We start from the raw sequence: 26,839 nt of genomic DNA, 5'->3' as shown, positions 1-26,839 counted from the left end.
TTTTGTCGTTACGATAGGTTACTATAGGCTTTGAGAAATTTAAAAACAGATTGTGAGATCCCTTGAGCGTGCCTAACAGGATTTCCTCGATTGCCGACCTAGAAGTTTACGATCCGCAATTCATCGCTCGTTACTACCGCTGGCGCCTGCCCCAAGTGATCGGTCGGGCGCTGACCATTCTTTGGCCCTTCTTGTGGTTTGTCCTCTGTTTGCGCTGGGATCAACTGTGGGGACACACGGATCGCAATGTGGGCCGACGCTCGGTGCAGTTGCGCAAGCTGCTCACCGACCTGGGGCCAACGTTTATCAAGGTGGGGCAGGCCCTCTCCACCCGCCCCGATCTGGTGCGCAAAGACTACCTAGAAGAACTCACCCAACTGCAAGATCAGCTGCCGGCATTTCCTTCCGAACAAGCGTTTGCCCACATCGAGTCAGAGCTGGGCCGTCCGATTGCCGAGATCTTTGCCCAGATTTCTCCAGAGCCGGTGGCTGCCGCCAGTTTGGGCCAGGTTTACAAAGCGCAGTTACACAGCGGCGAATGGGTGGCAGTAAAAGTGCAGCGGCCCCATCTGCGGGAGCGGCTGAGCCTGGATTTGTACCTCATCCGCTGGGCCTCGACATGGCTGGGCCCCTGGCTGCCCTTGAACTTGGGCAATACGTTGACGGCGGTGGTGGATGAGTTTGGCCGCAAGCTTTTTGAAGAGATCGACTACCTGCACGAAGGGCGAAACTGCGAGCGCTTTGCCGAATACTTTCGCGGGGATCCGGATGTGTATGTGCCGCGCATCTTCTGGGCCTACAGCACCCGCCGGGTTCTGACCCTGGAGTGGATCGACGGCATCAAGCTGACGGATGTGGAGCGCATTCGAGCGGCCAACCTGGAGGTAAAACAACTGGTGCGCATCGGCGTGGTTGCTGCCCTCAAGCAATTGCTGGAATACGGCTTTTTCCACGCGGATCCCCATCCAGGTAACTTGTTTGCCCTCACCGATGGTCGCTTGGCCTACATCGATTTCGGCATGATGGATCAGCTTACCGAGGAAATGAAGGAGTACTTGGTGGATGCTCTGGTTCACCTGGTGGATCGCGACTACAACGCCCTGATCGATGACTTTGTTCACTTGGGCTTTTTGCAGTCGGATGTCGGCCGCCAAGAGCTGATCCCCGCCTTGGAAAAGGTGCTGGCAGACGTGCTGACCCAAGAGGTGGTCAACTTTAACTTCAAAACGGCCACAGATCAGTTCTCCGACTTGATGTACCGCTACCCCTTTCAGGTGCCCTCCCACTTTGCTCTGGTGATCCGCTCTTTGGTCACCCAAGAGGGAGTAGCCCTCAGCCTCTATCCCCAGTTCCGCATCGTCGGTGTGGCCTATCCCTATGTGGCCAAGCGCCTGCTGACGGATGAATCGCCGCGTATTCGCCAACGGCTGCTGCAAGTGTTGATCAAGGATGGTAAGTTCCGCTGGAACCGCCTGGAGAACCTGATTCAAATTGCCCGCAGCGATGGGGGATTGGATTGGTTACCCACCGCCCAAACGGGTTTGCGCTACCTGATGTCGGAAGAGGCCCGCGATCTGCGTCGCCAGTTGGTGCTTTCCCTCACAGAAGATGATCGCCTCCACTTTGAGGAGCTGCAGCGTTTGTGGCAGTTGCTCAGCCCTGAACTTTCCCCAGCTTACCTCTGGCAGGCAACGCTGAGATCCCTACCCTCGACCGGCGATCTGCAACACACGCTTGCCGAGTTCAGGGATCAGGTGCAAGCCCATCTGGAACATCTCAGCCGCTGGCGGCTACCTCAACCCTGGTCGGATTTGCTGGCAGGAGTGGGACAGGAAAGGTAGAACGGAAGAAGATGACTCAAGTTTATTGTTATTGAGCTGGACAAAAGCGTGGCAGATCAGAAAGGTGACTTCATTGCGGGTGTAGTGACTGGCGCCCTGTTGGGAGGGATCATCGGCGGGGTCATTGGGTTTGTGCTTGCCCCTCGACTCAGAAAGGGATCCGCCGAAGGCCAACGCCGGGATCCGGATCGTCTCAACGGCACCTCGGTAGCCCCTGAACGACCGCGCCTCAGTGCTTCGGGTGAGTCGGCCATGTCCAGCGACTGGAGGAAGTGGGAAAATGAGGCAGAACGCATTGCTCAAGCCCGCCGCACTCTAGAGGCCAAGATTGCCGAGTTAAACGAGGCGATTCAGGCCATGCGCACGCAATTGCTCGTCAAGGAAACCTCTTCCAGGGCTGTTGAGGAAAAGCCTTGAGCAGGGGATCCCTGTCCATGCCAAACTAGAGGCGGCAGCGGCTTTCCTCTCTAGGTTCTGCCATCCTCTCTCGGCTGAGTTGCGATCCTGGGCCAGGTCTGCCTCTGGCGAAGGTGCTTCAGCTTAATGGATGTTGAGTTGATCGAGTTGTTTCCCTACTTTTCCCAACCATGATGCTCAGTCACTTGTTGTCTCCTCTCGCCTGGATGGACAGCCTCTCTCTGGGGTTGGTCTACGGCACTGCCGGATCGTTGCTGTTCCGCTCCCTTTACCAGTTCATCGTCATTTACAATGCTTTGCTCATCGTGCGGATTTTGCTGAGCTGGTTCCCGCAACTGAACTGGTCGAACCCCATCCTGTCGGTGCTCAGCCAACTCACCGATCCCTATCTCAACCTGTTCCGCGGCATTATTCCCCCTATTGGCGGCTTGGACTTTTCCCCCTGGCTGGCCTTCATTTTGCTCAGTTTTGCCATGCAGGTGGTGGGCCAGTTTGCCTAGCTGCTGTAGCACTGGATTCCTCCTGAGGGGCTCGGATCCCCTTAAGATTGGGAGTCACTTTTTCGTTGCCCACCGTGCAGATCCCCGGCGTTGCCCACTACTGGCTGCTGAATGCTCAGGTTCCCCTGTCAGTACTCAAGGATGCAGTGCCGGGGGCTGTTCCCAACCGTGACCACCTGGTGTTGCTGGATCTGGAAATCGAAGGGGGGCGGATCCGCCAAATCCGAGCGGCAACAGGGATCCCGCCCCAGGGGATCCCCGGCGTGGATCTAAGGCGAGGCCAGGTGTGGCCCTGCTTTGTGGATATCCATACCCACCTGGATAAGGGGCATGTGTGGCCGCGCACCCCCAATCCCGATGGTACCTTTGCCGGGGCGAGGCAGGCCGGCCAGGAAGATTGGGTGAAGATGAAGCAAGCCTATGACGGGGATCCGGAGCAGTTTCGGGAGGATCTCTACCGTCGCTTCAGCTTTGGTTTGCGCTGCAGCTATGCCCATGGATCCCAGGCAGTGCGCACCCATCTGGTCTGTGAGAATCCTCAGGTTATGGGGGCCAGCTGGGAGGTGTTTGTTCAGCTGCGCCGAGAGTGGGCGGGCAAGCTGGAACTCCAGGCGGTCACGCTTTTGAGCTTGGATGCCTTTCTCACCCCTGCAGGGGAAAAGCTGGCGGACAAGGTGGCGGAAGTGGGCGGGATCCTGGGTGGGGTGGCGGCGATGGGGCCGGAACTGGATCGGCAATTGGATCGGGTGTTTGCCCTGGCCAAGGAGCGGGGCTTGGCTCTGGACTTTCATACGGATGAGACGGATGATCCGGGATCCCTCACATTGAGATACGTAGCAGCGGCGGCCTTGCGCAACGATTTTCCCCATCAGGTGGTGTGTGGCCATTGCTGTAGCCTGGCCGTGCAACCGCCGGAGGTGGCCCACAAGACTATGGCCTTGGTCAGAGAGGCGGGAATTGCCGTGGTCAGCCTGCCCATGTGTAACCTATATTTGCAAGCCCGTAACCCCGGCCATACCCCCCGCTGGCGGGGAGTGACGCTGCTGCATGAGCTGAAGGCTTTGGGCGTGCCGGTGATGATAGCCAGCGATAACTGTCGGGATCCCTTTTATGGCTTTGGGGATCACGACGGCCTGGAGGTGTTCCGGGAGGCCACCCGCATTTTGCACCTGGATACCTCCTATGGGAATTGGCCTCAGGCCATCACCACCACCCCTGCCCGCATCATGGGCTTGACCGAGCGAGGGCAAATTGGGGTGGGGCTGCCGGCAGATCTGGTGCTGTTCAAGGGACGTGGCTTTGACGAGCTACTCTCGCGACCCCAACATGACCGGGTGGTGTTGCGTCAGGGGCAGGCCATCGACACCACTTTGCCGGACTACAGCGAGCTGGACGACCTAATGGAGAGGGTGGGAGCAGCGGTTAGTTCTGGCTCCAAGCAGTAGAGCAGGGTTACTTGAATTGCAGCGAAGCAGCTTGGGGATCCCTGACATTTCTCCCCAACCTGGGAAAAAGGTGGGTCGATTATTCCCAGATTAAGGTGAGATCCACCACAAAGCCAGGGAGAACGGGATCCCCAGACAAACTCACAGGCTGCTCCAAAACTTGTACCGGCTGACCGGGGCGATAGACGTGGACTTGGCGACTTTCCGGGTCAATTAACCAGCCCAGCTGGGATCCGTTGTCTAGGAACTCCTGCAACTTGGCCTCAAGGGTGGCCAGCTCATCGGTAGGGGACTTCAGTTCCAGCACAAAGTCAGGGCAGAGGGGAGCAAACCGACGGCGCTGCTCTGGGGTGAGCTGCTGCCAGCGCTCTTTGGCAACCCAGGCGGCATCGGGAAAGCGAATGGCCCCGTTGGGCAGGGCAAAACCTGCAGAAGAGTCAAAGACAAGACCTAAGTTCTTGCGTCGATTCCACTGCCAAAGTTGGCCCAGTAGGTCGGCGTTGCGGAATCCACTTTCGCTGCCTGCAGGAGCCATAGCGATCAGTTCTCCTTGGGCGGTGCGCTCCAGGCGTAGCTCAGGATTTTGCCGACAAAGCTGCTCGAAAACTTCATCGGTTAAATTCACAGCCGGCTGCAGGTTGAGGGCAATCATGAGCTCATCCTGGTGGGCAGTTTTAGAGCGTGGGGAGCACTATTCCCAGATTAAGGTGAGATCCACCACAAAGCCAGGGAGAACGGGATCCCCAGACAAGCTGGTAGGTCGCTCCAAAACTTGCACCGGCTGACCTGTGCGATAGACATAGACCTTCCCGCTTTCCGGGTCGATTAACCAGCCCAGTTGGGATCCGTTGTCCAGGTACTCCTGCAGCTTGGCCTGAAGGGTGGCCAGCTCGTCAGTAGGAGACTTCAGTTCCAGCACAAAGTCAGGGCACAGAGGAGCAAACCGACGGCGCTGCTCTGGGGTGAGCTGCTGCCAGCGCTCTTTGGGCATCCAAGCGGCATCGGGAGAGCGAATGGCCCCATTGGGCAAGGCAAAACCGGCGGAAGAGTCAAAGGCCACACCAAGCTGAGTTTGCCGGTTCCATTGCCAGAGCTGGGCGCTAAGGCTCAAGTTTTGACGACTGCTTTCGCTGCCTGCAGGAGCCATGGCGATCAGTTCTCCTTGGGCGGTGCGTTCCAGGCGCAGCTCAGGATTCCGCCGGCAGAGCTGCTCGAAAACTTCATCGGTTAAATTCACAGCCGGCTGCAGGTTGAGGGCGATCATCATCCTTCCTGGGCAAAACTCTCAGGGTATGGGGCCTGTGGCTCGTATTGATCCCCTAGGATGGAGCGTATTTTTTGGCGAGGGGCGCGAAGGGCTGGACTTCTACCCAACTCTCGGCTTTGGGCCAAGACTTCTGGTACCCACTGTGACATACTCCCGCACTCATGCCGACGCAAAGCGCTCCGCGCCGCTAAAGCGAGAGAGTGCAGGCTTCAAGGGCTCCGTCCCGCTGGCGCGAATGGGAGGGCAACCCGACAGAGGAAGTGCCGTAGCAGAACCAGGAACCGGAATCCTCGCCCTTTATGACGGGGAGTATGTCAAAGGGGTCAAGTGCCATCAGGTGAAAGTCCTCCTATTGGGGATCCCTGTGGGCAGCCAGAATGGCTTGAGCAGCCAGGTGGCCGGAGAGGGTGGCCCCTTCCATGCTGTCGATGTAGTCTTGGGCGGTGTAGCTGCCGGCAAAAAAGAAGTTGGGCACGGGAGTCTTTTGCTGCGGGCGATAGGGATCCATGCCCGGCGCTTCTCGATAGAGGGAGTGGGCCAGTTTCACCACGCTGTACCAGGTCATGTTCAGTTGCCGGGATGAGGGAAACAGCTCGTGGACTTGGTGCAACACGTGCTGGGCAATTTGCTCGTTGGGCATGGAAATGAAGGGATCCCCCGGCGTGAGCACGCATTGTAGCAGGGATCCCTGGCCCGGCTTGTAGTAGTCGGCGGGGCTGGTGAGGGCCAGATCGGCAAAACAGGAAAAATCGGCATCGGCAGTGTAGAGGAGATTATCGATGCCAAGAGCCTCTGGGTGTTCGCCAGCTCGTTTGGCCTGGCCTTGGGGGTTCAGCTCCGTCACCCAGCCATCGAAGCGCAACTGCACCGTGGCCACAGGTACGGATTCCAGCTTGTAGAGGTTGTCGAATTGTGGCCACTGCCGCCACACTTCCGGGATCAGCCGCTTGGCCCCTTCCACCGCCGCTGCGCACACGTACACATCTGCCTCTACCCGCTCTCCATTAGTCAAGAGCAAGCCGGTCACGGGGTAGGGAGAGGAGTCGCTCACTTCAATGCGACTGACCCCTCTGCGGGTGTGGATCTGGCCCCCGCGGGCTTGGATGTAGCGGACGATGGGCTGAGTGAGGTAGGTGTCCGGGGATCCCTTGAGGAAATTGAGCTTGGAGGCCTCTGTTTTGCTGGCAAACATCTGAAAGATCGTCAGCATACAGCGGGCAGAAATCTGCTCCGTGTCAATAAAGCCCAAGGCATAGGCAATCGGGTTCCACATCCGCTTCAGGCTACCCTCGGATCCCCCATGCCGCCGAAACCAATCGGCAAAGCTCATCCGATCCAAGGCGCGAATTTGCCGCATTGCCCCTTCATAGTCCAGCAAGCCGCGAATCAAAGGGCTGGTGCCCAGCGCCAAGGCGTTGCGCAGCTTGTCCGCCCAAGAGAGCTGCTCGGTGGTGAAAAAAGCTTTGAGGCCGTTGAAAGGCGCCCCCAGGGGAAAGCGAAAATCCAGACTGGCCGTTTGCCCACCTCGGTTGACAAAGGTGTGGGTGTGTTGCTTGGGCAGCAGGTTCTCGTAGGCCCCCACCTTTTTCATCAGGGCAAACAAATTGCTGTAGTTGCAGAAAAAAACGTGCAGCCCCATCTCGATGTGGTTGCCATCGGCATCCTGCCAGGATCCCACCTTGCCGCCGACAAAAGGCCGCGCCTCGTAGAGCTGCACCTCGTGTCCTGCTTCAACCAAATCGACTGCCGTCACCAACCCGGCCAATCCGGCTCCAATAATGGCTACCCGCATAGCAATACCCTCAAACAGGCGCTGCCCGGGATCCCGCCCAGACTTTGCGCAACTGCAAAGAAAGATGAACTTCTCTCATTCTGGAACAAAATGCGCCAGGGATCCCTGACTTGACAAACCACCGCAAAACTTGCCATCATAAATTTCCCGACGCGGATGTAGCTCAGTGGTAGAGCTTCTCGTTGCCAACGAGACGGTCGCGCGTTCGAATCGCGTCATCCGCTTGCTTAGGCTTGTGAACCCATTCAAGAGGGGAATGAGATCCCTGCAAGGGAGAGGGCCGTGACGGTAGTCCCAAGGAGCTCCCCCTTTCCTCTCTCCCCAAAGGAGTCAGCCCTCACTCCCAGCTCTTCTCCCTCGGGAAGACGGGAGCGTAGAAGGTCTCCAGGCTGTCACGGTCGCCCACAAAGCGCCAGTGCCAGGGTTCGTAATTCACCCCCTGAGGGTTGTTTCTGGGGAAAGACAGCTCAAAGCCAAAGCGGGCCGCGTTGCTCTGCAGCCACTGGAAGGCCGGGGTGGTCTCAAAGGCTTCTTGAGTATCCCACTGCGGAAACCCGGCATCCCCAAGGTCGATGGCATAGCCAGTGTGGTGCTCGCTGTAGCCAGGGGGAGCGCTGACAGCAGCCCGTTCTTCGGGTCGCAAGGCTCGGGATTGAGCCAATTGAAAAAACAAGAATTCCTGATCCGCAATGGAGCGAAACCCGGAAATGGGGACAAGGCGGATCCCGGCAGCTTGAGCTGCTTCGCTCATGCGAAGGTAACTTTCGGCAGCCGCCTGGCGCAGGCGCACCTCTCGACCACGGTAGCTGCCCACCACCCGCAAGCTGTCTGCAGGGGCTTCGGAATAGGCATAGTGCCCCAACAGAGAAGGTCGCCCATTCTGCACAGTTGGCTGCGGCAGAGAGGGCTGACCGGCTTCCTCCAGAACTTGGGGATCCGCCGCCTGCTGGGATCCCGGTAACTTCTCTATCCCCCAACCCGCCAGGAGCACTAGCCCAACCAGCACCAGGCCCAAGACTAGACGGGACCTCAGGGCAGGCACCGAACTTTGCGCTTTTTTCGCCGGAGTGGACTGGCGACGGGCGACCGGAATGTCGTCGTTCATGCGCAAAGGCCGGGATCTAGCGAGGAGTACTGAAAAGAGGCAGCGTTTCTACAAACCCAAATCCGCCAAAATATCGCGGGCATGGGTTTCGGTATTGATGTTCTGGTAGACCTTGGCAATTTTGCCCTCGCCATCAATGACGTAGGTCACCCGCTTGGCATAGCCGCCCCCATCCACATCGTAGGCGCGGGTAATCACCCCACTGCTATCCACCAGTAGGGGGAAAGGCAAGTTGTACTTTTCGGTGAACTTTTGGTGAGAAGCTTGGTCGTCCATGCTCACCCCCAGCACCACCACGTCCTTGCTTTGGTAGTCGGCGTAGGCGTCGCGGAATCCACAGGCTTCTTTGGTACAGCCGGGGGTGTCGTCTTTGGGATAAAAGTAGAGGACTACGGTTTTCCCGGCAAAATCAGCCAGAGAGACTTGGTTGCCTTGGGTGTCAGTGGTGTTAAACCCAGGAGCAGGGGTGCCAACAGCGAGAACCATAGGTGCGTGACCCAAAAAGTGTGATGAATAGGGCTGCCCTCAGCATTTTCTTCAGCCCTGCTTGTCTCTGTCAAGGCATTACCGCTCCAGCTTGGCATTGCAACTCAGCCACCAGCTCTTGAAGCTCCGCCGATAGATTGCCGGGCAGCCGTCGCCTCAGAATCTCTGCCAACGATCGATAATACCACAGGGATCCCTCTTTTCCGGCGGAAAACCGCTGCCAGAGTTCATCCCCCAGTTGGCGAAAATCCCGCAAGATGCAGCGGGCGTTGTGCAGCTTGTCAGAGGCGGCCACCAACAAAACCGAGGCATTTGCCGTCCCCAGGTGCTTCAGGTAGGCGGTTTTGCGCTCTTTCCAGTTTTCTTTGGGCTCGCCTCGGGAGCCATCGCTTTCGGTATCCGTACATCCCAGGATGATCTGCAGCACCCGTTCTCCAAAGTGCTCCCGGATCTGTTGCTCAATCTGGGCCCGGGGCTCGCCTGTGTTGTGGGGGCCGTCCTCTAGGCTGTCGTGGAGCAGAGCGGCAATCGCTTCATCTTCATCCGCCCCATGCTCCAGGGCGATGGCTGCTACGGCCAACAGATGGCTGAGGTAAGGGATCCCGGTTCCCTTGCGGGTCTGAGAAGCATGCCAGCGATGGGCATAGTGCATTGCCTGCACAAACCGCTGTGTGAGTTGCGTTGACATCTGGACTCTCCAATTGGGGTTAAGTTGACTGCTGGGGCAAGGTTGATCCAAGCGAGTCTCAGGCGTTGAGACTGCAAATCAGAAAATGGGATGAGCACTTCTGATCACTTCAAACAAGGTTAAGACGCTGTGCCGCCTACCCTCACCCCCAGCCCCTCTCCCTGCCTTGGGAGAGGGGAGTCAGGGATCGATGTAACTGTGCTGAGATGGCAAGGTTTAGCCGGTGGCCGGAGTCTGTTTTGCAGGCAGCGGCACCAGCGTTCCTGTCCCCTGCCAAGCGCACAAATCCACGAACTGGTCGGCTATCCGAATTAACGCCGGGTTCGTGTTCGGCCTGTAGGCGGCTACCTCCAGCCGGCAGCCTTGGCGGCGGATATGCTTGAGGGCCGGCACAAAATCTCCATCCCCACTCAGCAGCAGCACCGTCTCGTAGTGGGAGTGCATCGCCATCAAGTCCACGATCAGCTCCCCATCCAGATTGGCTTTGCGGCTGCCGTCGGCGTGGATCACGACCGGCTTGGTGACCACCCGATAGCCCTGTTTTCTCAACTCCCGCAGGAAACGACGCTGAGCTAAGTTGCGGGGATCCACCCCAGTGTAAATATGCACTTCCATTTCGGATCTGCTCTGGGCTAGCCAACTCAGCAGACTGGGATAGTCGAGATGGGATCCCCACTGCTGGGCGCTGGCGTGGAGATTGGCCGCGTCGATGAACACCCCCAGGGCTTTGCGGGGAAAAGCAGGGGTCGGCTGGGATGCCACCAGCTGCTGCAGGTGTTGGAGTTGCGCCTGCACCAACTCCAGTTGCTCCAAAGTCACTTGGGGCTGGGATACCGGCAGAGCATTCAACCGCAGCTCCACGGCTTTTAACCGCTGCTGGATTTGCTGGATGGCCTGGGTGATGGGGGCCAGCTGTTGCCGCACGGACAGATGAGACGTGGGCCGAGCTTCGAGGGCGTCGATCCGCCCTTGTAATGTTTCCAGTTGGGCCGCCGTCTGCTGCTGCTGTACCCAGATGGGCTCCAAAACCTTTACTTTCTGCTCGAGCTCTTGAATGGCTTCAGCCGGGGAAGCCAAGGTCTGCTGCAGAAGGGACGGTTCAGCAGTGAGCCGAGCGTCCAGCACCTCGAAACGCGCTTGCAGGGTCTCCAGTTGGGTTGCTGTCTGTTGCTGCTGTGTCCAGGTCTGTTCCAGAACTTGGCCAAGCTGTTCTTCGCGGCGGCGGATGGCAGGGTAGGCTGCTGCCAAAGGTAAGAGCCCCCAGATCACTTGGCGGGTCACCAGGGCCGTCACCCCCAGGGCCAGGGATCCCGTCCACAGCCAGGTTAAGGGGAAGGCAGAAGCCCTATTCATACTCATACTCATAGTCAGCTCTCCTCAGTTTGGGTTATCGATCTGCTCGGTTGCCAGGATTTCACCTCACTCACATGGGCCACCTCAGGGATCCCTCTCGAAGATCGAGATGCACAGAACTCACAGAGGCATCGAAGAGGAGCAATTCAGCAACTGCAGTATGCCGGCTGTTGGAAGGGGGAGCTTCCAATCGTTGGACAAACGTATTTCCCTTGTTGAGCAAACGGATCAGATATCGAGTCAGTTATCGAAAGCAGGCTCAAACTTGTTCCTCTTGACCGACAGGCCCCGTGGCCCGCTCAACCTGGATTCAACGTCCAAGCTATTGGCTGACGGTATGGGCCGTAAAACCATTGAACGGAGCAGGGTCAGTTGGGGATCTCGATGGTTACATTGGCCAACTGCACATCGTCATGATCCACCCAGGCTCCACCGTGCCGGATGACTGTATCACCTCCCAGCGGCACCGAGATGTGCAGGGATCCCCCGAAAAGGGGAATGCTGATCGGCACTTGGGGACCACGGGTAACCATGGGGGGCTGAATCAGGGTTCTGCCAGTGCGCAGGGTAACAGTGTTCAGGCCCAGGCGCAGAGGTTGCAGCGGCAGGGGAATCTGTAGGTTATCTCCCCCCAGGTGAATCTGCTCGATTTCCACCCCGTTCAGGATGACCTGCATGGGAGACATATTGGCACTGGGGATCCGGGATTGGCCGGCCCGATAGGCGGCAGCTGTATCCAACCCAATCAGGGATCCAATCCGCAAAACCGGTGGGCGCGAAGGCAGGCGTTGCAAAGTGAAAGAGCGGGTCATCTCCACCCCTTGGGCAGGGCCCAAAAATTGCCCGGCGGCAGCCGATTCCGGCGAGTACTGGTTATCCCCCAGGCGGATGACATTCGCCTCCAGTACCAAAGTTGTGTTGGGATCCCAGCGCTCCAACTGCAATTGCCAAGGCCGATCCCCGCTGGCTTGACCGCTGCCTGTACTTTGGGAATAAGGCAAGTAATTTTCCAGCCGCGCCACCAAAATTTCTTCTGCCGGCAGCGGCCCTGGCAGGCGAAACCGACCCTGGGCATCGGTGCGCACCGAAATACCCGCCCCCGGAATGGCCACCTCCGCCCCGGCCAAGGGCTGCCCCGTCAGCCGATCCACCACCTGTCCCGAATAGGCGGAATCCAACTGCACCTGTCCTGTGGGCACATCCGTTGCTGCCTGAATGCGCTGCTGCAACACTTGCCAGTCGGCTTCTGTGATCCGTCCATCCTGGTCGACATCGGCAGCTCGGATCTGGTCGTCGGTCAATCCCCGTTCTCCCCGCAAGTAGGCCCCCAACAGGTTGAGATCCTGCACCGTCAAACGGCCATCCCCATCCAGGTCGCCCGCCTGAAAGGGCTGCGCGTGGGCAAAAGACACGCTTATCCAACCCAGGCCCAGGGATCCCAGTAGCAAAAGAGAATGAGCCAAACAGGAGACCCTAAACATGGCAACTCTCCTGGGGAAAGAGCCGGAAGGCATTGTTCATGTTCTAACGTAACTTGCCTCTTCGCAGCAGGGTTGACCGAGCCGGTGTGGAGTACTCTTGAGCGCAATTCTGCCGGTTCGCCTTTGGCTGCAGGAGCCGAAAACTTGATGGTAGGATAACCGTGGTGACTTGCTTGTCCTATGGCTCGATACTCTTGCGTTACCCAGCTTGTGGGCTCAGCCGAGCAGCTAAGCGAGTCGATCCGCGCCGTTTTGGAGCGCTGCCAACTCAATATCCTCCACAACAGCCTTGATTATTGGGTGGCCGGCGAGCCTCCCGGAAAAAATCCCCACACCAAACTGGTGACGGTGGAAGTGTTTGTGGATCGCACCCGTCAGGCTGCCGACGGCTCTGTACAGGTGACCTGCATTGCCAAAAATGAAGAGCTGCCCCTAAAAAGCGTTAACCACTGCCAACAAACCTTTGACCGACTGAAGGCAGAGCTAGCCCAGTTGCAAAGTCAACTTCAGCTTGCTGCCCAACAAAAAGATGCCTTACGATAGCTAGGCTGAGTTTGCTTTCATCCCATGGCGCGTCGCTGCCAACTAACCAACAAGAAACGCAACAACGCTTTTGCCATCTCCCACTCCCACCGGCGCACCAAGCGCCTGCAGGAAGTCAATTTGCAGTGGAAGCGCATCTGGTGGGAAGAGGGTAAGCGGTTTGTTCGTCTGCGCCTTTCCACCAAGGCCCTGAAGACCCTCAAGGCCAAAGGGATAGGAGCCATGGCCCGGGAAGCTGGGATCGACCTCAGCCGGTTTTGAGCTTTCTCCTCAGCCCAGTTGTGTCTGACAGCTCCAACCTCACAGCAAGCCAAAAAGCTTACGCGACTTGGGCTGCAAACCCGCCAGCAAAGTGTTGAGGGTATCCCGTTGGGTAAGCTCGTTGGTGCCGCTGGCCCGCTCGATTAAGAGCTTGCGCGTCTCATCGGAGAGTTTGGCATCGGTAAAATCGGCTCCACTGAAGAGCGTATCTTCAATCTGAGCATCCTGTAGGTTGGCCCCCACCAAAATGGCCTGTTCCAGGTTGGCAAACTGAAGCTGGCAACTCACCAAGGCAGCCTGGGAGAGGTTGCAGCGAGATAGGTTAGCCTGGCGGAAGTCGGCGGCAAAGAAGTTCCCCTCCGCTAGGTTGGCAGCCACCAAGCTGGCTTCGCGAAAGATGGCATGGCTGAAACGGCCCCCCTGAAAGCTGCTTTTGTCCAGTTTGGCGGCGGTAAAGTTGCTGTAGTCCCCCAGAGCCTGGCTAAAGCTGGATCCCCGTAGATCTGAGGCGGTAAAATTGGCCCGCTCTAGCTCAGCACGGCGAAAGTTGCACAGACGCAGATCGGCTTGCTGCATGCTGATCGAGCGCAGGTTAGCCCGGGTCAAGTTGGCTTTGGGCATCTGGATGCGGTCGAACAGGCCCCGCGAGAGATAGGCATTCTCCAGGTTGGCACCCACCAGGGAGCGCCCCTCACGCAAGGCTTCCAGCAAGTCCCGCGTGGTTTCAATGCGAACCGGATTCGAGGGTTGAGAAGGGGGAGCACTCACAGATGGAGCATTCCTCACAGGTTAGGCCAGAAATCCGGTCAACCCAGCCGAGAACTGAGGGCCAACAGGGATTCCACCTATCAAGCTAACGTTTGCGTCGCCTGTCGAGGTTAAGAGGATATTAAGAGGTTAAGAGGATATTAAAAAGACAACTCTGCATCGAGCTTTCCAGAGGGGGCCTTCTCTTGTGGAAACAGCCTACCGGGGGAGAGCCATCGGCTCCGATTTGTTGCATACTCGGGGCAGCCTTTCGTCAGTGAACCGCACCTCCCATGCAGGTAGCTTTCATTGTTGACCCGTTGCCCCAGTTGCAGGTGAGCCACGATACCAGCGTTGCCCTAATGGAAGCCCTGCAGAAACGGGGGCACCGCATTTTCTGCCTGGGCCTGGCGGATCTCTACTGGGATCAAGGGGAAACGTGGGGATCCCTTGAGGAAATCCGGTTGGATCTGAAGGCGGATCCCTGGTATGAGGTCAAAGACCGGCAACTGCTGCCCCTGAGCCAAATGCAGGCGGTGTGGATGCGCAAGGATCCGCCGGTAGATGCGGCCTATCTCTATGCCACTTACCTTTTGGATCGTCTCTCCCCCAGCCGCACGCTGGTGCTCAATCATCCTGCCGGGATCCGCTCGGCCAACGAAAAGCTCTATGCCCTGCAATTTCAAGAGTGGATCCCGCGCACCCGCGTCAGCAGCAACAAGCGTCTGCTGCGTCAGTTTGTTGAACAGGAAGGACAGGCGGTGCTCAAGCCCTTGGGTGGCAAAGGTGGGGAAGGGATCCTGAGGGTCAATGCCGGGGATCCAAACCTCAACTCGTTGATTGAAATGAGCACCCAATTTGGTCGGCTGCCTGTGATGGTGCAAGAGTATTTGCCACAGGCGGCGGCAGGAGATAAACGCATTTTGTTGCTGGAAGGAGAGCCTTTGGGTGCCGTCAATCGGATCCCTGGAGAGGGCGATTTTCGGGGCAATGTTGCTGCCGGCGGTCGAGTGGAAAAAACCAAGATTACCGAAAAAGAACGGGCTCTCTGCGGGGCTTTGGCACCGGTGCTCAGGCAGGAGAAGCTGTATTTTGTCGGGATTGATGTTATCGGGGAACGACTAACCGAAGTGAACGTGACCAGCCCAACAATGCTGCGAGAACTCTGTCAGTTGGAAGGAGTTGACCTGGCAGATCAAGTGGCTCAGTGGCTGGAAAAGAAGGTGCCCGTCAAGGGCTGAATGACTACCCACCAGGATGTTTCTGGGATCCGGCGCGTCTGTTGCCTGACGGGGTTCCCGTCTATTTAGGGAGTCTATAGAGATCAAATTATAGCTTGGAATGACCATAGTAGGTTGAGTTCAACTTTTTCCGGTCGGCAGCTAGAAAATAAAAAGCCCCACAAGGGGGCTCTATCGCGACCAGTCAGCGACTTATAAAACTCTAGAGCAATATAAAGAAAAGCTCCATGAATAGGCCGTATTGAACACCGTATTGAGCACAGTTTTTAGAATCTCAGAAAAAAGGCCAAATCCTCGGAGCTGTTATCTTTTTTTTAGATTTTCCGACCCGAGGCTAATCCCAGGCCCCTTCTGCTTTGCCGGAGCGGTCTTTAGAGTTGCTGCTCTTGCCCAGTGGGCTAGGAGTCTGCCGGTGGCCTTTCCCGACCCACCCAGCGCCAGATGGTGGGCAGCAGCACTGCCGCCAGTCCGCACTTCACCAAGTCTCCTGGAATAAAAGGGAAGACCCCCTTGTTGAGGACGGCCAAGATCGAGGTGGGCTCAACATTCTGGTTCAGCCACACCCCTAGCCAAGTGGCTCCTAGCAAAAAAATCAGAGCCGAGCAGGACAACATCGCCAGCGCCATCTTCCAGGGGTTGCGATCCACGCCCCAGCGCTCCACCAACCAACCCATCAGCCCTGCAGCCAGGGGAAAAGCCAACAGGTAGCCCCCCGTCGCCCCCGCCAAGTGGCCAAGCCCGGATCTGCCACCGCTGAAGAAGGGCAATCCCAGGATCCCTTCCAGCAGGTACACCAGCAACGTGAGAAAGCCCAGCCGTGCCCCAAAGCCTGCCCCCACCAGCATTACTCCAAAGGTTTGTCCGGTAATCGGTACCGGCGTGAAGGGCAGAGGGATCCGCACCTGAGCCAAGGCAGCTACGAACAAACTTCCCCCCAGAACCAGCAGGAGATCCCGAGTTCGGGAAGGGCGAGGCAGAACAGTTTGCGCCAAGGGTGTGTGAACAAAGGTAGCAGTCATGAGAGGTTTGCACTCCTGTTTACCCGAAGACTGAGCTTAAGGCCCCGTCCCATCGCTGCGCGGAAGCAAGCCAGTAGGGCGGGGAGTATGTCAGGGTTTCAGAATACAAGAATTCGGTTACCGAAAAACTGGGTTTGAAGCCCCGCCCTTTAAAGCGGCTTTGTGCTACGCTGCCTGCAGTGCCAGGGTAGTCAGCCGCTCTCGCCCACAGCAGCACAGGGCGCATTGTTCGCGTAAACGGGCTGTAGGCCCTAAACCCGACAGCCTGACGGTTGGATCCGACCTCAGTGGGTTTTGTGGTTGTTGTTTACAACGGCACCTAAAGGCACTCGGGAACCACCCTGTGTGCTGGCGAGTACGTAGCGCTGGGGAGCTGCGTGGCAGCAACGTTGAGGTCGAGGATGATCCCACGCTGCTCATTTTGCACCCTGTGCATCGGAAAGAGCCATAAAGCCAAGCAGGGGCTAGATGGATTCTTGCGGTACTTCTGTGCCTTTGTCAGGTTGAGCGACACTGGGCCGGTTCTGGCGAGTTGCTTGTACAATCGCCACCGTAAGCAAATGGGAGAGCAGACCCACAGGCCCGGCAAACAAGCACAAAATCAGGGAATGGGTTGTCCATACTCGCTTATCCCACCCTTCCAAAAAGATCCAGCGGCCCACAAACAAATCCATGACGATGTAGTGGACCCATCCCGTCGCCATAACAGAGGGTTGACTGAATAGGCCAGTTAAGCTGGTCAGAGACAGTTGAGGGTCGGAAAATTCCTTGAGAACATCGGCATTAAACCCGGTGACCAAAAGATACAAATAAACCGCCGCCAGAAGAGCGATGGGCAAAAGCGATTCCATCACTTTGCGGGTTACCTTCCAACCCGGCAGCAGAATCATCAAGGCCCAAAAGGGCAAAGCAAACCAGTTGGCCCCGTTAAAGATCATCTCCAGCATGCTTGGAACCCCCAACGCTACCTGTCCATTATCGGCCTAATGCCCCCTGGGGATCCCTGCAGTAGCGGGTGGAAATGGATGGGAGTTATTCCTGACTTGCCCTGAAGTTTTTTCTGAAGCTAAAGGGATCCCGGCCTCTATTCCGGTTGGCGGAGCCTAGCAGTCGCAATGGAGCTGACCGCACGGCCACTGTCGGTGGTGGCAGCAATGCAGGAAATCCGGGATCCAGTGTCGGTCATGGCCCAGAAGCTGCTGATGCTTTTGGCGGTAGAGGTGGGTTGAGCCGGGCCGATGGGGGATTCTACTGCCACAGAGTCTGGGGATTTCTCCTGAGAAGGGAGCAACACCACAGGTTCCTCACCCCGTTGGGCTGCTGCAACTTTTGGGGCGGAATGTTCTGGTGTGGGCTCAGGGGCTTCTTCTTTGCGGGCGGCCTCTGCAGCAGGGACATTCCGGGGAGAGGGCTGCTGAACCAGCCTCTTGTCAAGGGGTGGTCGTGGCGCGGCAGCGGGGGGTGCAGGGGGGGCTTGGCCGGCGATCTTTCCCCATAAGGCTTTGAGGAGTTGCCACATGGCTGGGTTGGCTACTGAGGGAGAGAGCAGTGAGGAATGGTGTTATCCTGCCATGCTCTGGCCTGAGAATCCATCCCCTCTGCCAGTCTTGATAGAGCAAAGTCATAACGAGTATGATTAAGTAGCTTGCTTAGGGAGAAAGTTCAACATGGCGCAGATTCGCGAGATTCCCCTTGCCCAAATTCGCCGCCCTTTGCCGCGGCAAACGGATCCGGATAAGGTGCAGGCGCTGATGGCTTCCATTGAAGCAATCGGTCTGCAGGAGCCCATTGAGGTTTTGGAAGTGGAAGGGGAGTATTATGGGTTCTCCGGCTGCCATCGCTACGAGGCATTTGTCCGCTTGGGCAAGGAGCGGATCCCCTGCCGGGTGCGAAAAGCGCCACGTGCTGTTTTGAGGCTACACCTGGCCTGAAAGGGATCCCTTCTGGCCCGGCTCCTCTTCGGCGGTGTAGCCCCGTTCGTAGGCAAAACGCACCAGTTGCGAGCGATTTTCCAAAGAAAGCTTGCTGAGGATGTTGGTCAGGTGAGTTTGCACAGTGCGCGGGCTGATGAACAGCTTCTCGCCGATTTGCTTGTTGGTGAAGCCGCGAATGACTTCCCGAAAGACCCGCTCCTCAGCAGGGGTCAGGGGCAATTCGGGTGGAGTGGGTCGGGGGGCCGCTTCCGGTTTTGGCTGGGACTGCTGTTGGATCAGCCGCAGAATTTCCGATTGGGTGCGGCGGGAGCGTTCAATCTGGGCCTCGATTTTGGCCACCAACTCCAGGGGTTCAAAGGGCTTGATGATGTAGTCATCCGCCCCCCGCTCATAGCCCTGAACCCGGTCATCGATCTCTCCCCGCGAAGAGAGAAAAATGAAGGGGACGAGCTCGCCGCCGCGCTGTTGGCGCAGCTGTCGGCAAAACTCAAAGCCGTCCATTTCCGGCATCACCACATCTGAAACCACCACATCCGGCTGCTCTTGGGCAAACAGGCGCAACCCTTCTACACCCGAAGCGCCTGTAGAAACCCGATAGCCATGCTGAGTCAGGTGGCGGCTCAGCACCTTCAGGGAGAGGGGATCGTCGTCTACGACCAGTACACGCTTCATGAGAACCCGAGGAGGCTGTCAAGGAAAAGGGTAAAGCGCTATTCACCTGTTATCTGTCGCTATTTTAGGGAGACGGACAGGATTCGTCATTTGGCTACGGAGACTGAACCCATGATAGTGGTTTCAGAAGTGGTCTGGTTGAAAGCTGAAGACTACGGTAGCTGTAAAGATGAGGGACTGAACCTGGCTCTCTAAGCTCCCATTCCCGAGTACTGTTGCAAGCCTTTGCGCCACAACCAGCGGTTAGCCAGCCAAAACAGGCCCGCCCAGGCCAGGCCCAGGCCAAAACCGCGCAGAATGTCCACCGGGATCCCTGCCCAGAGGCTGGCGGGAAAGTGCACCAGGTAGGGGAAGGGTGTCCAGGCCAAGAGCTGGCGCACGGGGGGTGGGAACACCTCCAGAGGAGCGATCACCCCCGAGAAAAACAAGTACACCAAAAAATGGAATTGCTCCAAGGCCGTCACCCGTTCCACCCAAAAGGCCAGCAGCGCCAGGGTGTACTGCATGAGAAAGCGCAGGGCAAAAGCCAGGAGAATGGCCAGGGATCCCAGCCCCGCCTGGGCCCAAGAGGGGATCCAAAAGGCAGGGGGGTAGAGGACGAAGAAAAGGGCGATTAAAACCAGGGTAAAGGGGAGACGGGCCAAGCGCTCCATCAGGTGGCTGGCCACATGGTGCCAAGCGGGATCCAGAGGCTGCAACAGGCGAGGAGATAATTTGCCTTCGACCACCTCTCGCTCAAAGTCCCAGATGACCCAGACGATGGTGAACTGGCGCACCAGGAACACCGCCAGAAAGTAGCGGATGAACTCCAGAGCAGACAGCGAGAAGTCTCCTGAGCGGGCTGCCTCGCTCCACACCCCCATCATGATCAGGGGCAGGGATCCGGCCAACACCCACAGGATCAGCTCGGCCCGGTACTCCAGCATGTAGGCGTAGTAGGCGGAGAAGAGGGCACCCAACTTGCGAAAGAAGGCGTTCATGGAGATTCCGGTTGCGCAAGCGCTGCGGAGCAATACGAGACTGGCGGACGCAAAGTGGGCAACAAGCTGGCCAGGCTGACCACCGCTCCCACCACAACAATTGAAGGCGGTGCTACGGGCGAGGGCTGCCCAGCCAGAGTCTGCAGGCGGAGCAGATGAATCTCTTGCTCAGGGGTGGTGCCCCAGCGGATCAGGGCAACCGGGGTATCGGGAGCTTTCCCTCCGGCCAACAATTCAGCGGCAATGTGGCTGAGGTTGTGCATGCCCATGTAGATCACCAGGGTTTCCACCGCCCCGGCCAAAGCCCGCCAATTGACCTGAGGGCGGTATTTCCCTGCCGCCTCATGTCCGGTAACAAAAGCAACTGAGGAGCTGAGGTCGCGATGGGTGAGAGGGATCCCGGCATAGGCGCTGGCGGCAATGCCCGCCGTAATTCCCGGCACCACCTCCACTGGGATCCCGGCCTGCACCAGAGCCAACATCTCCTCGCCGCCTCGCCCAAAGATGAAGGGATCCCCCCCTTTGAGCCGCACCACCACGGCTGCCGTCCGAGCTTTCTCCATCAGCAAGGCTGTGATCTGCTCCTGGGGCAAGGTGTGAGCGCCGCAGTGTTTGCCGGCGTAGATCCGTTCTGCCGTCGGCGGGATCAGCTCCAGGATGGAGGATCCCACCAGAGCATCGTAGATGACCACATCCGCGTGGGCGAGTAGCGCCTTTCCCTTCACCGTCAGCAGCCCTGGATCCCCAGGCCCTGCCCCCACCAAATACACTTTGCCCATCTCAAGTCCCGGTCGCGTCATTGCTGTTGGAAATATCCATTTTGAGGGAACGGGAAAGATTCGGCTATTCCAGCGCCGGGCTAAAAGCCTGGAGTGTCTCCACAATGGCCTGCATCAGTTGAGGATCCCGCCAGAGGGGCGGCTCCACCTGGATTTGGAGCAGAGGCCATTCCCGCTGTAATCGCTGAGCCTGTTCTTGTAGGGCGCGCAGCAGACCGCCTGGAAAGAGAGAAAACGGCAGCACCCGTAGACGGCACTGGCTAAGGCGCAAGCAATGGATCACGACCGCTTCTAAGGTGGGGGACTGGGCAGCAAAAGCCACATGCAAGGGGATCTCGGGCAAGCGCCGTTGCACAGTTTGGATCCCGGCTTGGAGTTGGGCGGCAAACCCCGGCAGACGGCTGCCATGGCCAAGCACAATCCAGGCATCTGCCCGTTCGCCGGATTGCCTGAGCGTTGCAGAGCAAGAGGGCTGTGGAGCCAGAATGCGAGCCACCAACAGATCCAGGAGGGCCGGGTGCTGGCCAATGGGGGGTGTTAACCGGATGGGCAGGCGCGGCCAGCGAGCTTGAACCTGCTTCACCGCAGCCGGTAAATCCTCTTCCACATGGGATCCCTCGCCCATAAACAGCGACAGCAGCACCACTTGATCGGGAGATCGGCCTGCGCCCAGCCAAGCTGCCAGCCGTCCTTGAATCTGTTCGGCCAGGGTGAGAGGCTGACCTTCCAACTGGGCCAGCTCCACCACTTGAGGAGCTAGCTGCTGCTGCACCCGGGCCAACAAATCTGCCAAAGCCTGCTGATAATCGGGATCCCGGCTGCCGTGACAGACCAAAAACACCAGGGGATTGGAGGACATGGCAGAGGTCACGGATCCGAGCGGAAGGGTTCCATTTTGCTACTTTAGGGGATCCCGCCAACTTCTCGTGTAGGATCTGCGCGTATGATTTGAAGAGTACACACCCTCTTTCCCAGCTTCGTCAGCCCTTTCCCAGGTTTTCATGTCATTTGAGAATCGTTCCACCGCCCCCGAACTCTTAATCCATGTCTTGCGGGAGGGGTTGACCGAATCTATCCATCATTGCCAAGCTGTCGTGGCCGATAGCCGCGGGCGTTCTCTGGCCATGGCCGGCAACAGCACCACCCCTGTTTTTGCCCGTTCTGCCCTCAAGCCTTTCCAAGCGCTGGCCATGCTCTCCACCGGCATCCGCGAGCGCTACCGCCTCAGCGAGAAAGATATTGCCATCATGTGCGGATCCCATCAGGGCACCACGGCTCATGCGCGGCAGGTGTTCAGTATACTGTGGCGGGCCGATCTGTCTCCCGATTTGCTGGTCTGCCCCACCCCACCCGGCAAGCCCAGCCCCCTGTGCCACAACTGCTCCGGCAAACATGCCGGCATGCTCGTGGCCAGCCGCGCCCAAAACTGGACCTTGTCAGACTACGCCCAGCGGCAGCATCCGGTGCAAGCCCTGGTGCGGGCCAAGCTGGCGGATTTGCTGCAAATGCCCTCGGAAGAGTTTTTGTTTGCGCGGGATGACTGTGGGGTGCCCACCTACCAACTGCAACTGAATCACCTGGCCTCCCTATTCGCCCAACTGACTGCTGGCGAGCGGCCCGACTTGGAATCGGTAGCACGGGCCATGACCCATCACCCGGAGATGGTGGCTGGACAGGGGTGTTTCGACACGGAGTTGATGCGGGCTACTCAAGGGGATCTGGTGAGCAAATCGGGTGCTGAAGGGATCCAGTGCATTGGCCGGGTGGGGGAAGGCATGGGCCTGGCCATCAAGGTCCAGGATGGAGCTGCACGGGCCAAATATGCTTTGGCTTTGCACCTGCTGCAGCGCATGGGCTGGATCCAGCCTGCCGCCGCCGAGATGCTGGGGGAGCGCTTCCTTCGCGTCGGCCCCTACACCCGCCTAGAAGTAGAAGGGGAGCTGCGCATGCCTTGAAGAGCCGGAGGTGGGAAGGCCTTGCACCCAAACTCTTGGTGATGCTAGTTTTCTCTAAGAAAAGGCCCAAAAACTAATGATTGAAGCCCTCTTCAAGACTCTTGACGACGAGCTAGGCAAGCTATTTGCCCTGACTAAGAAAGCAAAGGAGACCGCAGGGAAAGCCCAAGTCGCTTGTAAAGGAGGGCAAGTTCCAGCCCTGAGCCGCCAGCTACAAGGCTGTAGCTCTGTCCTCAGCGAGGCTCTTTCCCAGGTGGAGACGGTAAGACAAGCCCTTGAACAAACCCAGCAGGTTTTGGAGAGAACTTCTCTTGAAGAACTTGCTAGCGAGGTAGGAGAACGAGTCGGCCAGCCTTGGCTGCCTACGGAAAGCCCCCATGTCTTTGTAGCTTTCCCCGCCTTAGTGCGCTTTTCCAGGGAGGGAGTGCGCATAGATCGCAAGCTTCTACGCTCTCAACGGCCCAGTGCCATTGCAGAGAAGATTCTCCGAGCAAGAATGACCAAAGGGAAAGAAACTAATCCAGAGGTAGTTCTTGAACGCATCTGGAAAGCGGCAAAAATTGCAGCGGGTTACTTGAGAAAGTCAAGCGCAGAGCTGCCTCGTTCTCTTCAAGTACCTGCTCGCGATGTCTTCGAGGTGCTCCACCTCAACAACCCAGACTACACCGAAGTGGAGTTTACGCGGCATCTTTACCTCTTGGATCGAAATGGCACCAACCATGTGGAGGGCTACCGCTTGATCTTCTCCGCGTCTACAGGCACGCGCTCGGGTCGCTACTACCGCATTCGAGACGAAGCTGGGGTGGAGCACGCCTACTATCTTTTGGAGTTTGAGAAGCTATGAGCGAAGAGGGCCAGGGTCGGCTAGAGCCTGATTTGTGGCTGCGCTGTCTGGAAGAAGACTACTTGCGTTCTTTTATCCCTGAAGGTGGTGCCACTGTCAAGCTGGCCGTTGTTCCGAAAGATTCCTACTCTTGGGTGCGGAAAGCGCTGCTGGAAAAGCTTAACCAGTATTCCTTTCATATTTTTGATTTGACAGAGGAGTGCTTAAAGCTGCATTCAGTCGAACAGCTTTGGTTTGCCCTTGCTCAGAGAGTAGATTGGGAGACTTTTGCCAAAGATCTGCGCTTCAACATTCTCCAAAAAATTGGATACCCTCCCAGGCTAGATCTGCAGGACTGCACTTTAGAGCAGTTGGCCGAATTCTATCAGATTGAAGCCAGTGAGATCAAACTAGAGTTTCATCGGGAAATTAAGAGAGGTAGTTTTCTGGATTACTCACTAGCCTTTGACTTTCGCAAAGCCATAGTCCGACTTGTCTACGAACCCCTTCAAAGCCCAGGCACTCTGGAAGGTCTATGCTCTGCAATTCAAGAGTGGCTTAAAGGTACGCTGAGCTCTATCAGCCGGGTGCGTGAAGCGGCTATTTTTCGAAAGATTGACAGGACAAATGCTCGAGGGATTCTACTTTCTTTCTTAAGACTATTTACACGACGATCCGGCTTAGTAGCAGTCCTTGTCAGCTTGCTTCACTACTACGAGCGGACCCCCAGTGGACGCCCTAACTTTACCAGTCGACAAATCCTTGAGCTCTACGAGACTTTGCGTGAGTTTATCGATGCGGAGAGTGAACTAGAAAAAACTGTGTTAATTTTCTTAGCTCCTCCAGAGTTTATTGAATCTGAGCGTCTGTCTTATCATAGATATCGAGCTTTGCAAACTCGAATTGAGAATGAGGTTTCTTCTCTTCAAAAGCCTAATCCATGCACAGCTATGGTGCAGCTTCTATGAATGTAGCGATTGCAGCTAGGCGGGCCATTGAAGCCCTACGAAATGGCGTTCCTAACCGGTTCGCAGTTGCAGAACTTGGCTCTTGGCAGTCTCAGATTGAGGAGGGTTTTCAAGAGCTGTGCAAGGGTGCTAGTTCAGGCCCTGCAGGAATGCTGATAAAGGGGGATTTTGGGACAGGCAAGTCCCATCTTCTACTAACCCTGCAGGAGCGAGCAAGGAAGAATAATTTTGCCACCTCCCTAGTTGTCGTCTCCAAAGAGTTGCCCCTCGGTAACCCCAATCGCCTGATTCCCCGCCTCCTTGCCCAGGTCGAGCTCCCTGACATGGTTGAGCGTGGGATCCAAGGCATGGCAGCCCGGCTACAGTACTCCTCGCCTTCTTTACAGTACTCCTCGCCTTCTGTCCAGGAGTTCCAGCTTTGGGTTAACCAGTGGCAGTTTGGGTCAGGCTGGTGGCCGGCCACCTTGGCTCTGTACCAAAGGTTAGGAGGCGATGACGAGAAGCTAGACGCCATTGTCCGCTTTTGGGCTGGTGAGCCCACTCTGAAGTCCTCAGAGGTAAGGCGAAGCCTACGGGATCACGGCTTGGCAGGTGCTTATCCCATTGGCAAGCTACCCCCTGCAGAAAGCCTACACTGGCAGCGCCTGGCCTTCTGTGCCCAGCTATGTCGGGCCATAGGGTTTGGGGGCTTGGTGGTTTTGGTGGATGAGATTGAGCTTATTGCCCAGTACAGTCTTCTTCAGCGGGTCAAGTCGTACCGCGTTCTTGGGCACTTGTTTGGTACAACAACCCTGCCTGAAGAAATAAAGAAAGCTCCGCTGGTTTTCGTAGGAGCAGTAACCCGCGATTTCGAGAGGGTCATTCTACAAGAAAAAGGAGATTGGGAGAAAGCACCTAAGATAGCTCTCCAGAAGCATATGTCTGAGGAAGTCGTAAAGGCCGGCATGGAGGCTATTAGCCAAGCTACCCCTCTCTGTTCCTGCTTAGAAGCCCGCGAGGACATTCAATCCATGTGGCATAGGGTAGCGGATCTCTACCAGAAAGCTTATCCCGATTGGGTACGCCCATCGCTGCCACAGCTTCCTGAGCTCTACAGCACAACCACTGTGCGGTCAATTATTCGCCGCTGGATTACGGAGTGGGATGTGCGTCGGTATTACAGCCCCGATACAGAAATTGTGATTGTAGAAGATGAGGCGATCAAGTCTACCCCAACTGAGGAGCTTCCAGAGTTGGAAGAGGACGAAGAATAAGCCCAGTCAGTCCCTAACTAGCTTTGAGAGGCCTCAGCGCTGGAAAGGGTTTTGGAAAGGATTCGGGCTGGAGCTTTGCCCCTTGTTGCGGTACTTGGGGTTGATGGTCAGGGTGCCAGCTCCCAGGCCTCGCTGCGCCAAAAACTCCAGGTTGCGGTGGCGCATGGTGGTGTCGTAGTCAGTTTTAACGCGATCTTCTAGAATAGCCACCTGCTGCAGCGCACTTAGCAAAATGGAAGCTGCCTGTTCGGAGGTGTAGCCATTCTGGGAGGCATAGCGCACAGCAAACTCGTCGGCTGCCACCTGGGCCTTCTGGCCCTTCTCCGCTTTGCGCAACAGAAACACCGCTGACGCGGCCAAGCCTGCTGCTAAGCCAACGCCGAGGTTATCTCCCATCTGCAGCTCTACCAAAATGCCCATGCTGCCGGCCCCGATCAAGGCGGGATACAGCAACAACGCCGACCAGTTATCCCCCAAAGCCAGCTCTGTGGCCATCACCGCTTCTCGCAAGAAGTAGATCTTCTGCTGGTCAGGGCTCAGCTTCTGCCAACGGCTGAGGTCAATGGCAAAGCGAGAGTACTTTTGCCAGGGGAAGCGCCACAACGGCTGCACAACCCGAGACTGGTCAGGGGTGCCGATCTCGATCTGCACTTCAGGGCGGATCTCCACTGGGAGAAACTGGATCAGGCGGTCAAAGTCGGAAATGGTATACATGCTGGCACAGTGCGGCTAAGGGAGCGGCCGGAGAGGATTACCCATAGTAAAAGATTCTAGCCTTCCTTGCAGGCCAGCTCTAAGCAAGCTTTTTGCAATAGGGCTGGCGGCAGAGCATGCCTCTAACCCCCAAAACCCTGAACTTTGCTGAATTTACTGAGCTTTAGGCGGTTTGGCAAAAGTCATTGAGAGGGATATAGTAGACCAAGTTTCCCCCTGATCCTTGAGTCCACCGCAACGGTTGCCGGGAAGTGAAGGGGGAAAGCGCTCGGGGGGTATTCCTCAGGGCTTTGCGGGATACCGCCTTCCTGTTTGGACTCCGTCCCGCTGACGCGAACAGAGATAGGCAGGATGCGATCGCTTCTTTCCTGAACCATGTTCAGGAGAGTTCAGCGCGAATGTATCAGGGACAAGCCTGAGCCTAGATGGAAAGGGGGTATGCCGCGTAACATACTCCCGACCCTGTAGCTAGCTTCCCGCAGGGTTGCTACGCATACAGCGCGGGGCTTCTCGGCGGTTTAGCTAAACCTGAGGTGAGCAATCTATTTGGCGGATTGCCCAAGGGACTGAATTTA

The 26,839-nt window shown here is 57.3% G+C and carries 29 protein-coding genes, 1 tRNA gene and 1 pseudogene; 14 read left to right on the top strand and 17 right to left on the bottom strand.

What is annotated here, in order from left to right; translation table 11 throughout:
* Positions 1 to 68: 68 nt before the first annotated feature.
* The 4 genes from ACVWY9_RS09895 to ACVWY9_RS09880 all read left to right on the top strand — a co-directional run bounded on the left by ACVWY9_RS09895 (position 69) and on the right by ACVWY9_RS09880 (position 4,203).
* Positions 69 to 1,841, top strand: a complete 1,773-nt coding sequence (locus ACVWY9_RS09895) for an ABC1 kinase family protein (RefSeq protein WP_457388231.1) — start codon at positions 69 to 71, stop codon at positions 1,839 to 1,841.
* Between the two features lie 48 nt (positions 1,842 to 1,889).
* Complete coding sequence (locus ACVWY9_RS09890) at positions 1,890 to 2,258, top strand: hypothetical protein (protein WP_011432696.1); 369 nt, start codon at positions 1,890 to 1,892, stop codon at positions 2,256 to 2,258.
* A gap of 206 nt (positions 2,259 to 2,464) precedes the next feature.
* Positions 2,465 to 2,758 (top strand): YggT family protein, encoded by a 294-nt coding sequence (locus tag ACVWY9_RS09885; protein ID WP_457388230.1) that lies wholly within the window; start codon positions 2,465 to 2,467, stop codon positions 2,756 to 2,758.
* A gap of 74 nt (positions 2,759 to 2,832) precedes the next feature.
* Positions 2,833 to 4,203 carry a cytosine deaminase gene (locus ACVWY9_RS09880; RefSeq protein ID WP_457388241.1) on the top strand — a complete coding sequence of 457 codons (1,371 nt, stop codon included), beginning with the start codon at positions 2,833 to 2,835 and terminating at the stop codon, positions 4,201 to 4,203.
* Between the two features lie 79 nt (positions 4,204 to 4,282).
* Here the strand turns inward: ACVWY9_RS09880 and ACVWY9_RS09875 are convergent, their stop codons facing one another.
* From ACVWY9_RS09875 to zds, 3 genes are all read right to left on the bottom strand, one after another.
* Positions 4,283 to 4,855 (bottom strand): Uma2 family endonuclease, encoded by a 573-nt coding sequence (locus ACVWY9_RS09875; protein ID WP_457388229.1) that lies wholly within the window; start codon positions 4,853 to 4,855, stop codon positions 4,283 to 4,285.
* Between the two features lie 39 nt (positions 4,856 to 4,894).
* Complete coding sequence (locus ACVWY9_RS09870) at positions 4,895 to 5,467, bottom strand: Uma2 family endonuclease (protein WP_414408086.1); 573 nt, start codon at positions 5,465 to 5,467, stop codon at positions 4,895 to 4,897.
* A 352-nt stretch (positions 5,468 to 5,819) separates the two neighbouring features.
* Entirely contained in the window at positions 5,820 to 7,262 is a 1,443-nt protein-coding gene (zds, locus tag ACVWY9_RS09865) for a 9,9'-di-cis-zeta-carotene desaturase (RefSeq protein WP_457388228.1), read from the bottom strand.
* Between the two features lie 152 nt (positions 7,263 to 7,414).
* On the opposite strand from zds, the gene ACVWY9_RS09860 reads away from it, so the two are divergent.
* Positions 7,415 to 7,486: transfer RNA gene (locus ACVWY9_RS09860), tRNA-Gly, on the top strand.
* 113 nt (positions 7,487 to 7,599) lie between these two features.
* Here ACVWY9_RS09860 and ACVWY9_RS09855 read toward each other — a convergent pair.
* From ACVWY9_RS09855 to ACVWY9_RS09835, 5 genes are all read right to left on the bottom strand, one after another.
* A complete protein-coding gene (locus ACVWY9_RS09855) occupies positions 7,600 to 8,367 on the bottom strand; it encodes a M15 family metallopeptidase (protein ID WP_457388227.1) in 768 nt (255 codons plus the stop codon).
* Positions 8,368 to 8,415: 48 nt separating this feature from the next.
* Positions 8,416 to 8,853 (bottom strand): peroxiredoxin, encoded by a 438-nt coding sequence (locus ACVWY9_RS09850; RefSeq protein WP_011432689.1) that lies wholly within the window; start codon positions 8,851 to 8,853, stop codon positions 8,416 to 8,418.
* A 70-nt stretch (positions 8,854 to 8,923) separates the two neighbouring features.
* Complete coding sequence (locus tag ACVWY9_RS09845; RefSeq protein ID WP_457388226.1) at positions 8,924 to 9,541, bottom strand: HD domain-containing protein; 618 nt, start codon at positions 9,539 to 9,541, stop codon at positions 8,924 to 8,926.
* A 216-nt stretch (positions 9,542 to 9,757) separates the two neighbouring features.
* Positions 9,758 to 10,894, bottom strand: coding sequence for a LabA-like NYN domain-containing protein (locus tag ACVWY9_RS09840; protein WP_457388225.1), 1,137 nt, complete (start codon positions 10,892 to 10,894; stop codon positions 9,758 to 9,760).
* Between the two features lie 368 nt (positions 10,895 to 11,262).
* On the bottom strand, positions 11,263 to 12,375 hold the full coding sequence (locus ACVWY9_RS09835; RefSeq protein WP_457388224.1) for a dockerin type I domain-containing protein: 1,113 nt from the start codon (positions 12,373 to 12,375) through the stop codon (positions 11,263 to 11,265).
* 180 nt (positions 12,376 to 12,555) lie between these two features.
* Here ACVWY9_RS09835 and ACVWY9_RS09830 point away from each other — a divergent pair, with 180 nt between their 5' ends.
* Positions 12,556 to 12,918, top strand: coding sequence for a hypothetical protein (locus tag ACVWY9_RS09830; protein ID WP_414344659.1), 363 nt, complete (start codon positions 12,556 to 12,558; stop codon positions 12,916 to 12,918).
* Positions 12,919 to 12,942: 24 nt separating this feature from the next.
* The gene (gene rpmB, locus ACVWY9_RS09825; RefSeq protein WP_414373986.1) at positions 12,943 to 13,179 is read left to right on the top strand and encodes a 50S ribosomal protein L28; all 237 of its coding nucleotides are present in this window, start codon (positions 12,943 to 12,945) and stop codon (positions 13,177 to 13,179) included.
* A gap of 39 nt (positions 13,180 to 13,218) precedes the next feature.
* Here rpmB and ACVWY9_RS09820 read toward each other — a convergent pair whose 3' ends face one another.
* Positions 13,219 to 13,947: a pentapeptide repeat-containing protein gene (locus tag ACVWY9_RS09820; protein WP_457388223.1), complete on the bottom strand. Its 729-nt coding sequence runs from the start codon at positions 13,945 to 13,947 to the stop codon at positions 13,219 to 13,221.
* 272 nt (positions 13,948 to 14,219) lie between these two features.
* Between ACVWY9_RS09820 and gshB the strand changes: the two genes are divergently transcribed.
* Positions 14,220 to 15,167: a glutathione synthase gene (gshB, locus tag ACVWY9_RS09815; protein ID WP_457388222.1), complete on the top strand. Its 948-nt coding sequence runs from the start codon at positions 14,220 to 14,222 to the stop codon at positions 15,165 to 15,167.
* A 398-nt stretch (positions 15,168 to 15,565) separates the two neighbouring features.
* On the opposite strand, the gene ACVWY9_RS09810 is transcribed toward gshB, so the two are convergent.
* From ACVWY9_RS09810 to ACVWY9_RS09800, 3 genes are all read right to left on the bottom strand, one after another.
* Positions 15,566 to 16,186, bottom strand: a complete 621-nt coding sequence (locus tag ACVWY9_RS09810) for a biotin transporter BioY (protein WP_414373982.1) — start codon at positions 16,184 to 16,186, stop codon at positions 15,566 to 15,568.
* Between the two features lie 464 nt (positions 16,187 to 16,650).
* A complete protein-coding gene (locus ACVWY9_RS09805) occupies positions 16,651 to 17,133 on the bottom strand; it encodes an ABA4-like family protein (RefSeq protein WP_457388221.1) in 483 nt (160 codons plus the stop codon).
* Positions 17,134 to 17,270: 137 nt separating this feature from the next.
* Positions 17,271 to 17,480, bottom strand: coding sequence for a hypothetical protein (locus ACVWY9_RS09800; RefSeq protein ID WP_457388220.1), 210 nt, complete (start codon positions 17,478 to 17,480; stop codon positions 17,271 to 17,273).
* Positions 17,481 to 17,853: 373 nt separating this feature from the next.
* Between ACVWY9_RS09800 and ACVWY9_RS09795 the strand changes: the two genes are divergently transcribed.
* Positions 17,854 to 18,117 carry a ParB N-terminal domain-containing protein gene (locus ACVWY9_RS09795; protein ID WP_414418252.1) on the top strand — a complete coding sequence of 88 codons (264 nt, stop codon included), beginning with the start codon at positions 17,854 to 17,856 and terminating at the stop codon, positions 18,115 to 18,117.
* Here ACVWY9_RS09795 and ACVWY9_RS09790 read toward each other — a convergent pair.
* The 4 genes from ACVWY9_RS09790 to ACVWY9_RS09775 all read right to left on the bottom strand — a co-directional run bounded on the left by ACVWY9_RS09790 (position 18,103) and on the right by ACVWY9_RS09775 (position 21,410).
* Complete coding sequence (locus ACVWY9_RS09790; RefSeq protein ID WP_414358159.1) at positions 18,103 to 18,792, bottom strand: response regulator transcription factor; 690 nt, start codon at positions 18,790 to 18,792, stop codon at positions 18,103 to 18,105. The genes ACVWY9_RS09795 and ACVWY9_RS09790 overlap by 15 nt on opposite strands.
* A gap of 191 nt (positions 18,793 to 18,983) precedes the next feature.
* Positions 18,984 to 19,772, bottom strand: coding sequence for an ABC transporter permease (locus tag ACVWY9_RS09785; protein WP_457388219.1), 789 nt, complete (start codon positions 19,770 to 19,772; stop codon positions 18,984 to 18,986).
* Positions 19,769 to 20,551 (bottom strand): uroporphyrinogen-III C-methyltransferase, encoded by a 783-nt coding sequence (cobA, locus tag ACVWY9_RS09780; RefSeq protein WP_011432673.1) that lies wholly within the window; start codon positions 20,549 to 20,551, stop codon positions 19,769 to 19,771. Before cobA ends, ACVWY9_RS09785 begins: the two co-directional genes overlap by 4 nt.
* A gap of 64 nt (positions 20,552 to 20,615) precedes the next feature.
* A complete protein-coding gene (locus ACVWY9_RS09775; RefSeq protein ID WP_457388218.1) occupies positions 20,616 to 21,410 on the bottom strand; it encodes a sirohydrochlorin chelatase in 795 nt (264 codons plus the stop codon).
* 142 nt (positions 21,411 to 21,552) lie between these two features.
* Between ACVWY9_RS09775 and ACVWY9_RS09770 the strand changes: the two genes are divergently transcribed.
* The 5 genes and pseudogenes from ACVWY9_RS09770 (at position 21,553) to ACVWY9_RS09750 (ending at position 25,550) form a co-directional block, all read left to right on the top strand.
* Positions 21,553 to 22,506, top strand: a complete 954-nt coding sequence (locus ACVWY9_RS09770) for an asparaginase (protein ID WP_414400684.1) — start codon at positions 21,553 to 21,555, stop codon at positions 22,504 to 22,506.
* A gap of 574 nt (positions 22,507 to 23,080) precedes the next feature.
* Entirely contained in the window at positions 23,081 to 23,350 is a 270-nt protein-coding gene (locus ACVWY9_RS09765) for a hypothetical protein (protein ID WP_238376915.1), read from the top strand.
* Positions 23,347 to 24,297 (top strand): hypothetical protein, encoded by a 951-nt coding sequence (locus tag ACVWY9_RS09760; protein WP_457388217.1) that lies wholly within the window; start codon positions 23,347 to 23,349, stop codon positions 24,295 to 24,297. Before ACVWY9_RS09765 ends, ACVWY9_RS09760 begins: the two co-directional genes overlap by 4 nt.
* A pseudogene (locus tag ACVWY9_RS09755) lies at positions 24,270 to 24,557 on the top strand (BREX system ATP-binding domain-containing protein); the annotation flags it as partial. The gene ACVWY9_RS09760 and the pseudogene ACVWY9_RS09755, both read left to right, overlap by 28 nt.
* Positions 24,558 to 24,644: 87 nt before the next feature.
* Positions 24,645 to 25,550, top strand: a complete 906-nt coding sequence (locus ACVWY9_RS09750; RefSeq protein ID WP_457388244.1) for a BREX system ATP-binding domain-containing protein — start codon at positions 24,645 to 24,647, stop codon at positions 25,548 to 25,550.
* 33 nt (positions 25,551 to 25,583) lie between these two features.
* Here ACVWY9_RS09750 and ACVWY9_RS09745 read toward each other — a convergent pair whose 3' ends face one another.
* Positions 25,584 to 26,264, bottom strand: a complete 681-nt coding sequence (locus tag ACVWY9_RS09745) for a DUF3318 domain-containing protein (RefSeq protein ID WP_457388216.1) — start codon at positions 26,262 to 26,264, stop codon at positions 25,584 to 25,586.
* Positions 26,265 to 26,839: the final 575 nt, after the last annotated feature.

Source organism: Thermostichus sp. OS-CIW-31, assembly GCF_054060305.1.
The sequence above is the reverse complement of the archived record's forward strand: the minus strand, read 5'-3'. Positions and strand labels throughout refer to the sequence as shown.

Bases quoted from the DNA above. Each gene is read 5' to 3' on its own strand.
- ACVWY9_RS09885 (WP_457388230.1), top strand. From the start codon at position 2,465: ATGGACAGCCTCTCTCTGGGGTTGGTCTACGGCACTGCCGGATCGTTG.
- ACVWY9_RS09875 (WP_457388229.1), bottom strand. From the start codon at position 4,855: ATGATTGCCCTCAACCTGCAGCCGGCTGTGAATTTAACCGATGAAGTT.
- ACVWY9_RS09870 (WP_414408086.1), bottom strand. From the start codon at position 5,467: ATGATCGCCCTCAACCTGCAGCCGGCTGTGAATTTAACCGATGAAGTT.
- zds (WP_457388228.1), bottom strand. From the start codon at position 7,262: ATGCGGGTAGCCATTATTGGAGCCGGATTGGCCGGGTTGGTGACGGCA.
- ACVWY9_RS09855 (WP_457388227.1), bottom strand. From the start codon at position 8,367: ATGAACGACGACATTCCGGTCGCCCGTCGCCAGTCCACTCCGGCGAAA.
- ACVWY9_RS09850 (WP_011432689.1), bottom strand. From the start codon at position 8,853: ATGGTTCTCGCTGTTGGCACCCCTGCTCCTGGGTTTAACACCACTGAC.
- ACVWY9_RS09845 (WP_457388226.1), bottom strand. From the start codon at position 9,541: ATGTCAACGCAACTCACACAGCGGTTTGTGCAGGCAATGCACTATGCC.
- ACVWY9_RS09840 (WP_457388225.1), bottom strand. From the start codon at position 10,894: ATGAATAGGGCTTCTGCCTTCCCCTTAACCTGGCTGTGGACGGGATCC.
- ACVWY9_RS09835 (WP_457388224.1), bottom strand. From the start codon at position 12,375: ATGTTTAGGGTCTCCTGTTTGGCTCATTCTCTTTTGCTACTGGGATCC.
- ACVWY9_RS09830 (WP_414344659.1), top strand. From the start codon at position 12,556: ATGGCTCGATACTCTTGCGTTACCCAGCTTGTGGGCTCAGCCGAGCAG.
- rpmB (WP_414373986.1), top strand. From the start codon at position 12,943: ATGGCGCGTCGCTGCCAACTAACCAACAAGAAACGCAACAACGCTTTT.
- gshB (WP_457388222.1), top strand. From the start codon at position 14,220: ATGCAGGTAGCTTTCATTGTTGACCCGTTGCCCCAGTTGCAGGTGAGC.
- ACVWY9_RS09810 (WP_414373982.1), bottom strand. From the start codon at position 16,186: ATGACTGCTACCTTTGTTCACACACCCTTGGCGCAAACTGTTCTGCCT.
- ACVWY9_RS09805 (WP_457388221.1), bottom strand. From the start codon at position 17,133: ATGCTGGAGATGATCTTTAACGGGGCCAACTGGTTTGCTTTGCCCTTT.
- ACVWY9_RS09795 (WP_414418252.1), top strand. From the start codon at position 17,854: ATGGCGCAGATTCGCGAGATTCCCCTTGCCCAAATTCGCCGCCCTTTG.
- ACVWY9_RS09790 (WP_414358159.1), bottom strand. From the start codon at position 18,792: ATGAAGCGTGTACTGGTCGTAGACGACGATCCCCTCTCCCTGAAGGTG.
- ACVWY9_RS09785 (WP_457388219.1), bottom strand. From the start codon at position 19,772: ATGAACGCCTTCTTTCGCAAGTTGGGTGCCCTCTTCTCCGCCTACTAC.
- cobA (WP_011432673.1), bottom strand. From the start codon at position 20,551: ATGGGCAAAGTGTATTTGGTGGGGGCAGGGCCTGGGGATCCAGGGCTG.
- ACVWY9_RS09775 (WP_457388218.1), bottom strand. From the start codon at position 21,410: ATGTCCTCCAATCCCCTGGTGTTTTTGGTCTGTCACGGCAGCCGGGAT.
- ACVWY9_RS09770 (WP_414400684.1), top strand. From the start codon at position 21,553: ATGTCATTTGAGAATCGTTCCACCGCCCCCGAACTCTTAATCCATGTC.
- ACVWY9_RS09760 (WP_457388217.1), top strand. From the start codon at position 23,347: ATGAGCGAAGAGGGCCAGGGTCGGCTAGAGCCTGATTTGTGGCTGCGC.
- ACVWY9_RS09750 (WP_457388244.1), top strand. From the start codon at position 24,645: ATGGCAGCCCGGCTACAGTACTCCTCGCCTTCTTTACAGTACTCCTCG.
- ACVWY9_RS09745 (WP_457388216.1), bottom strand. From the start codon at position 26,264: ATGTATACCATTTCCGACTTTGACCGCCTGATCCAGTTTCTCCCAGTG.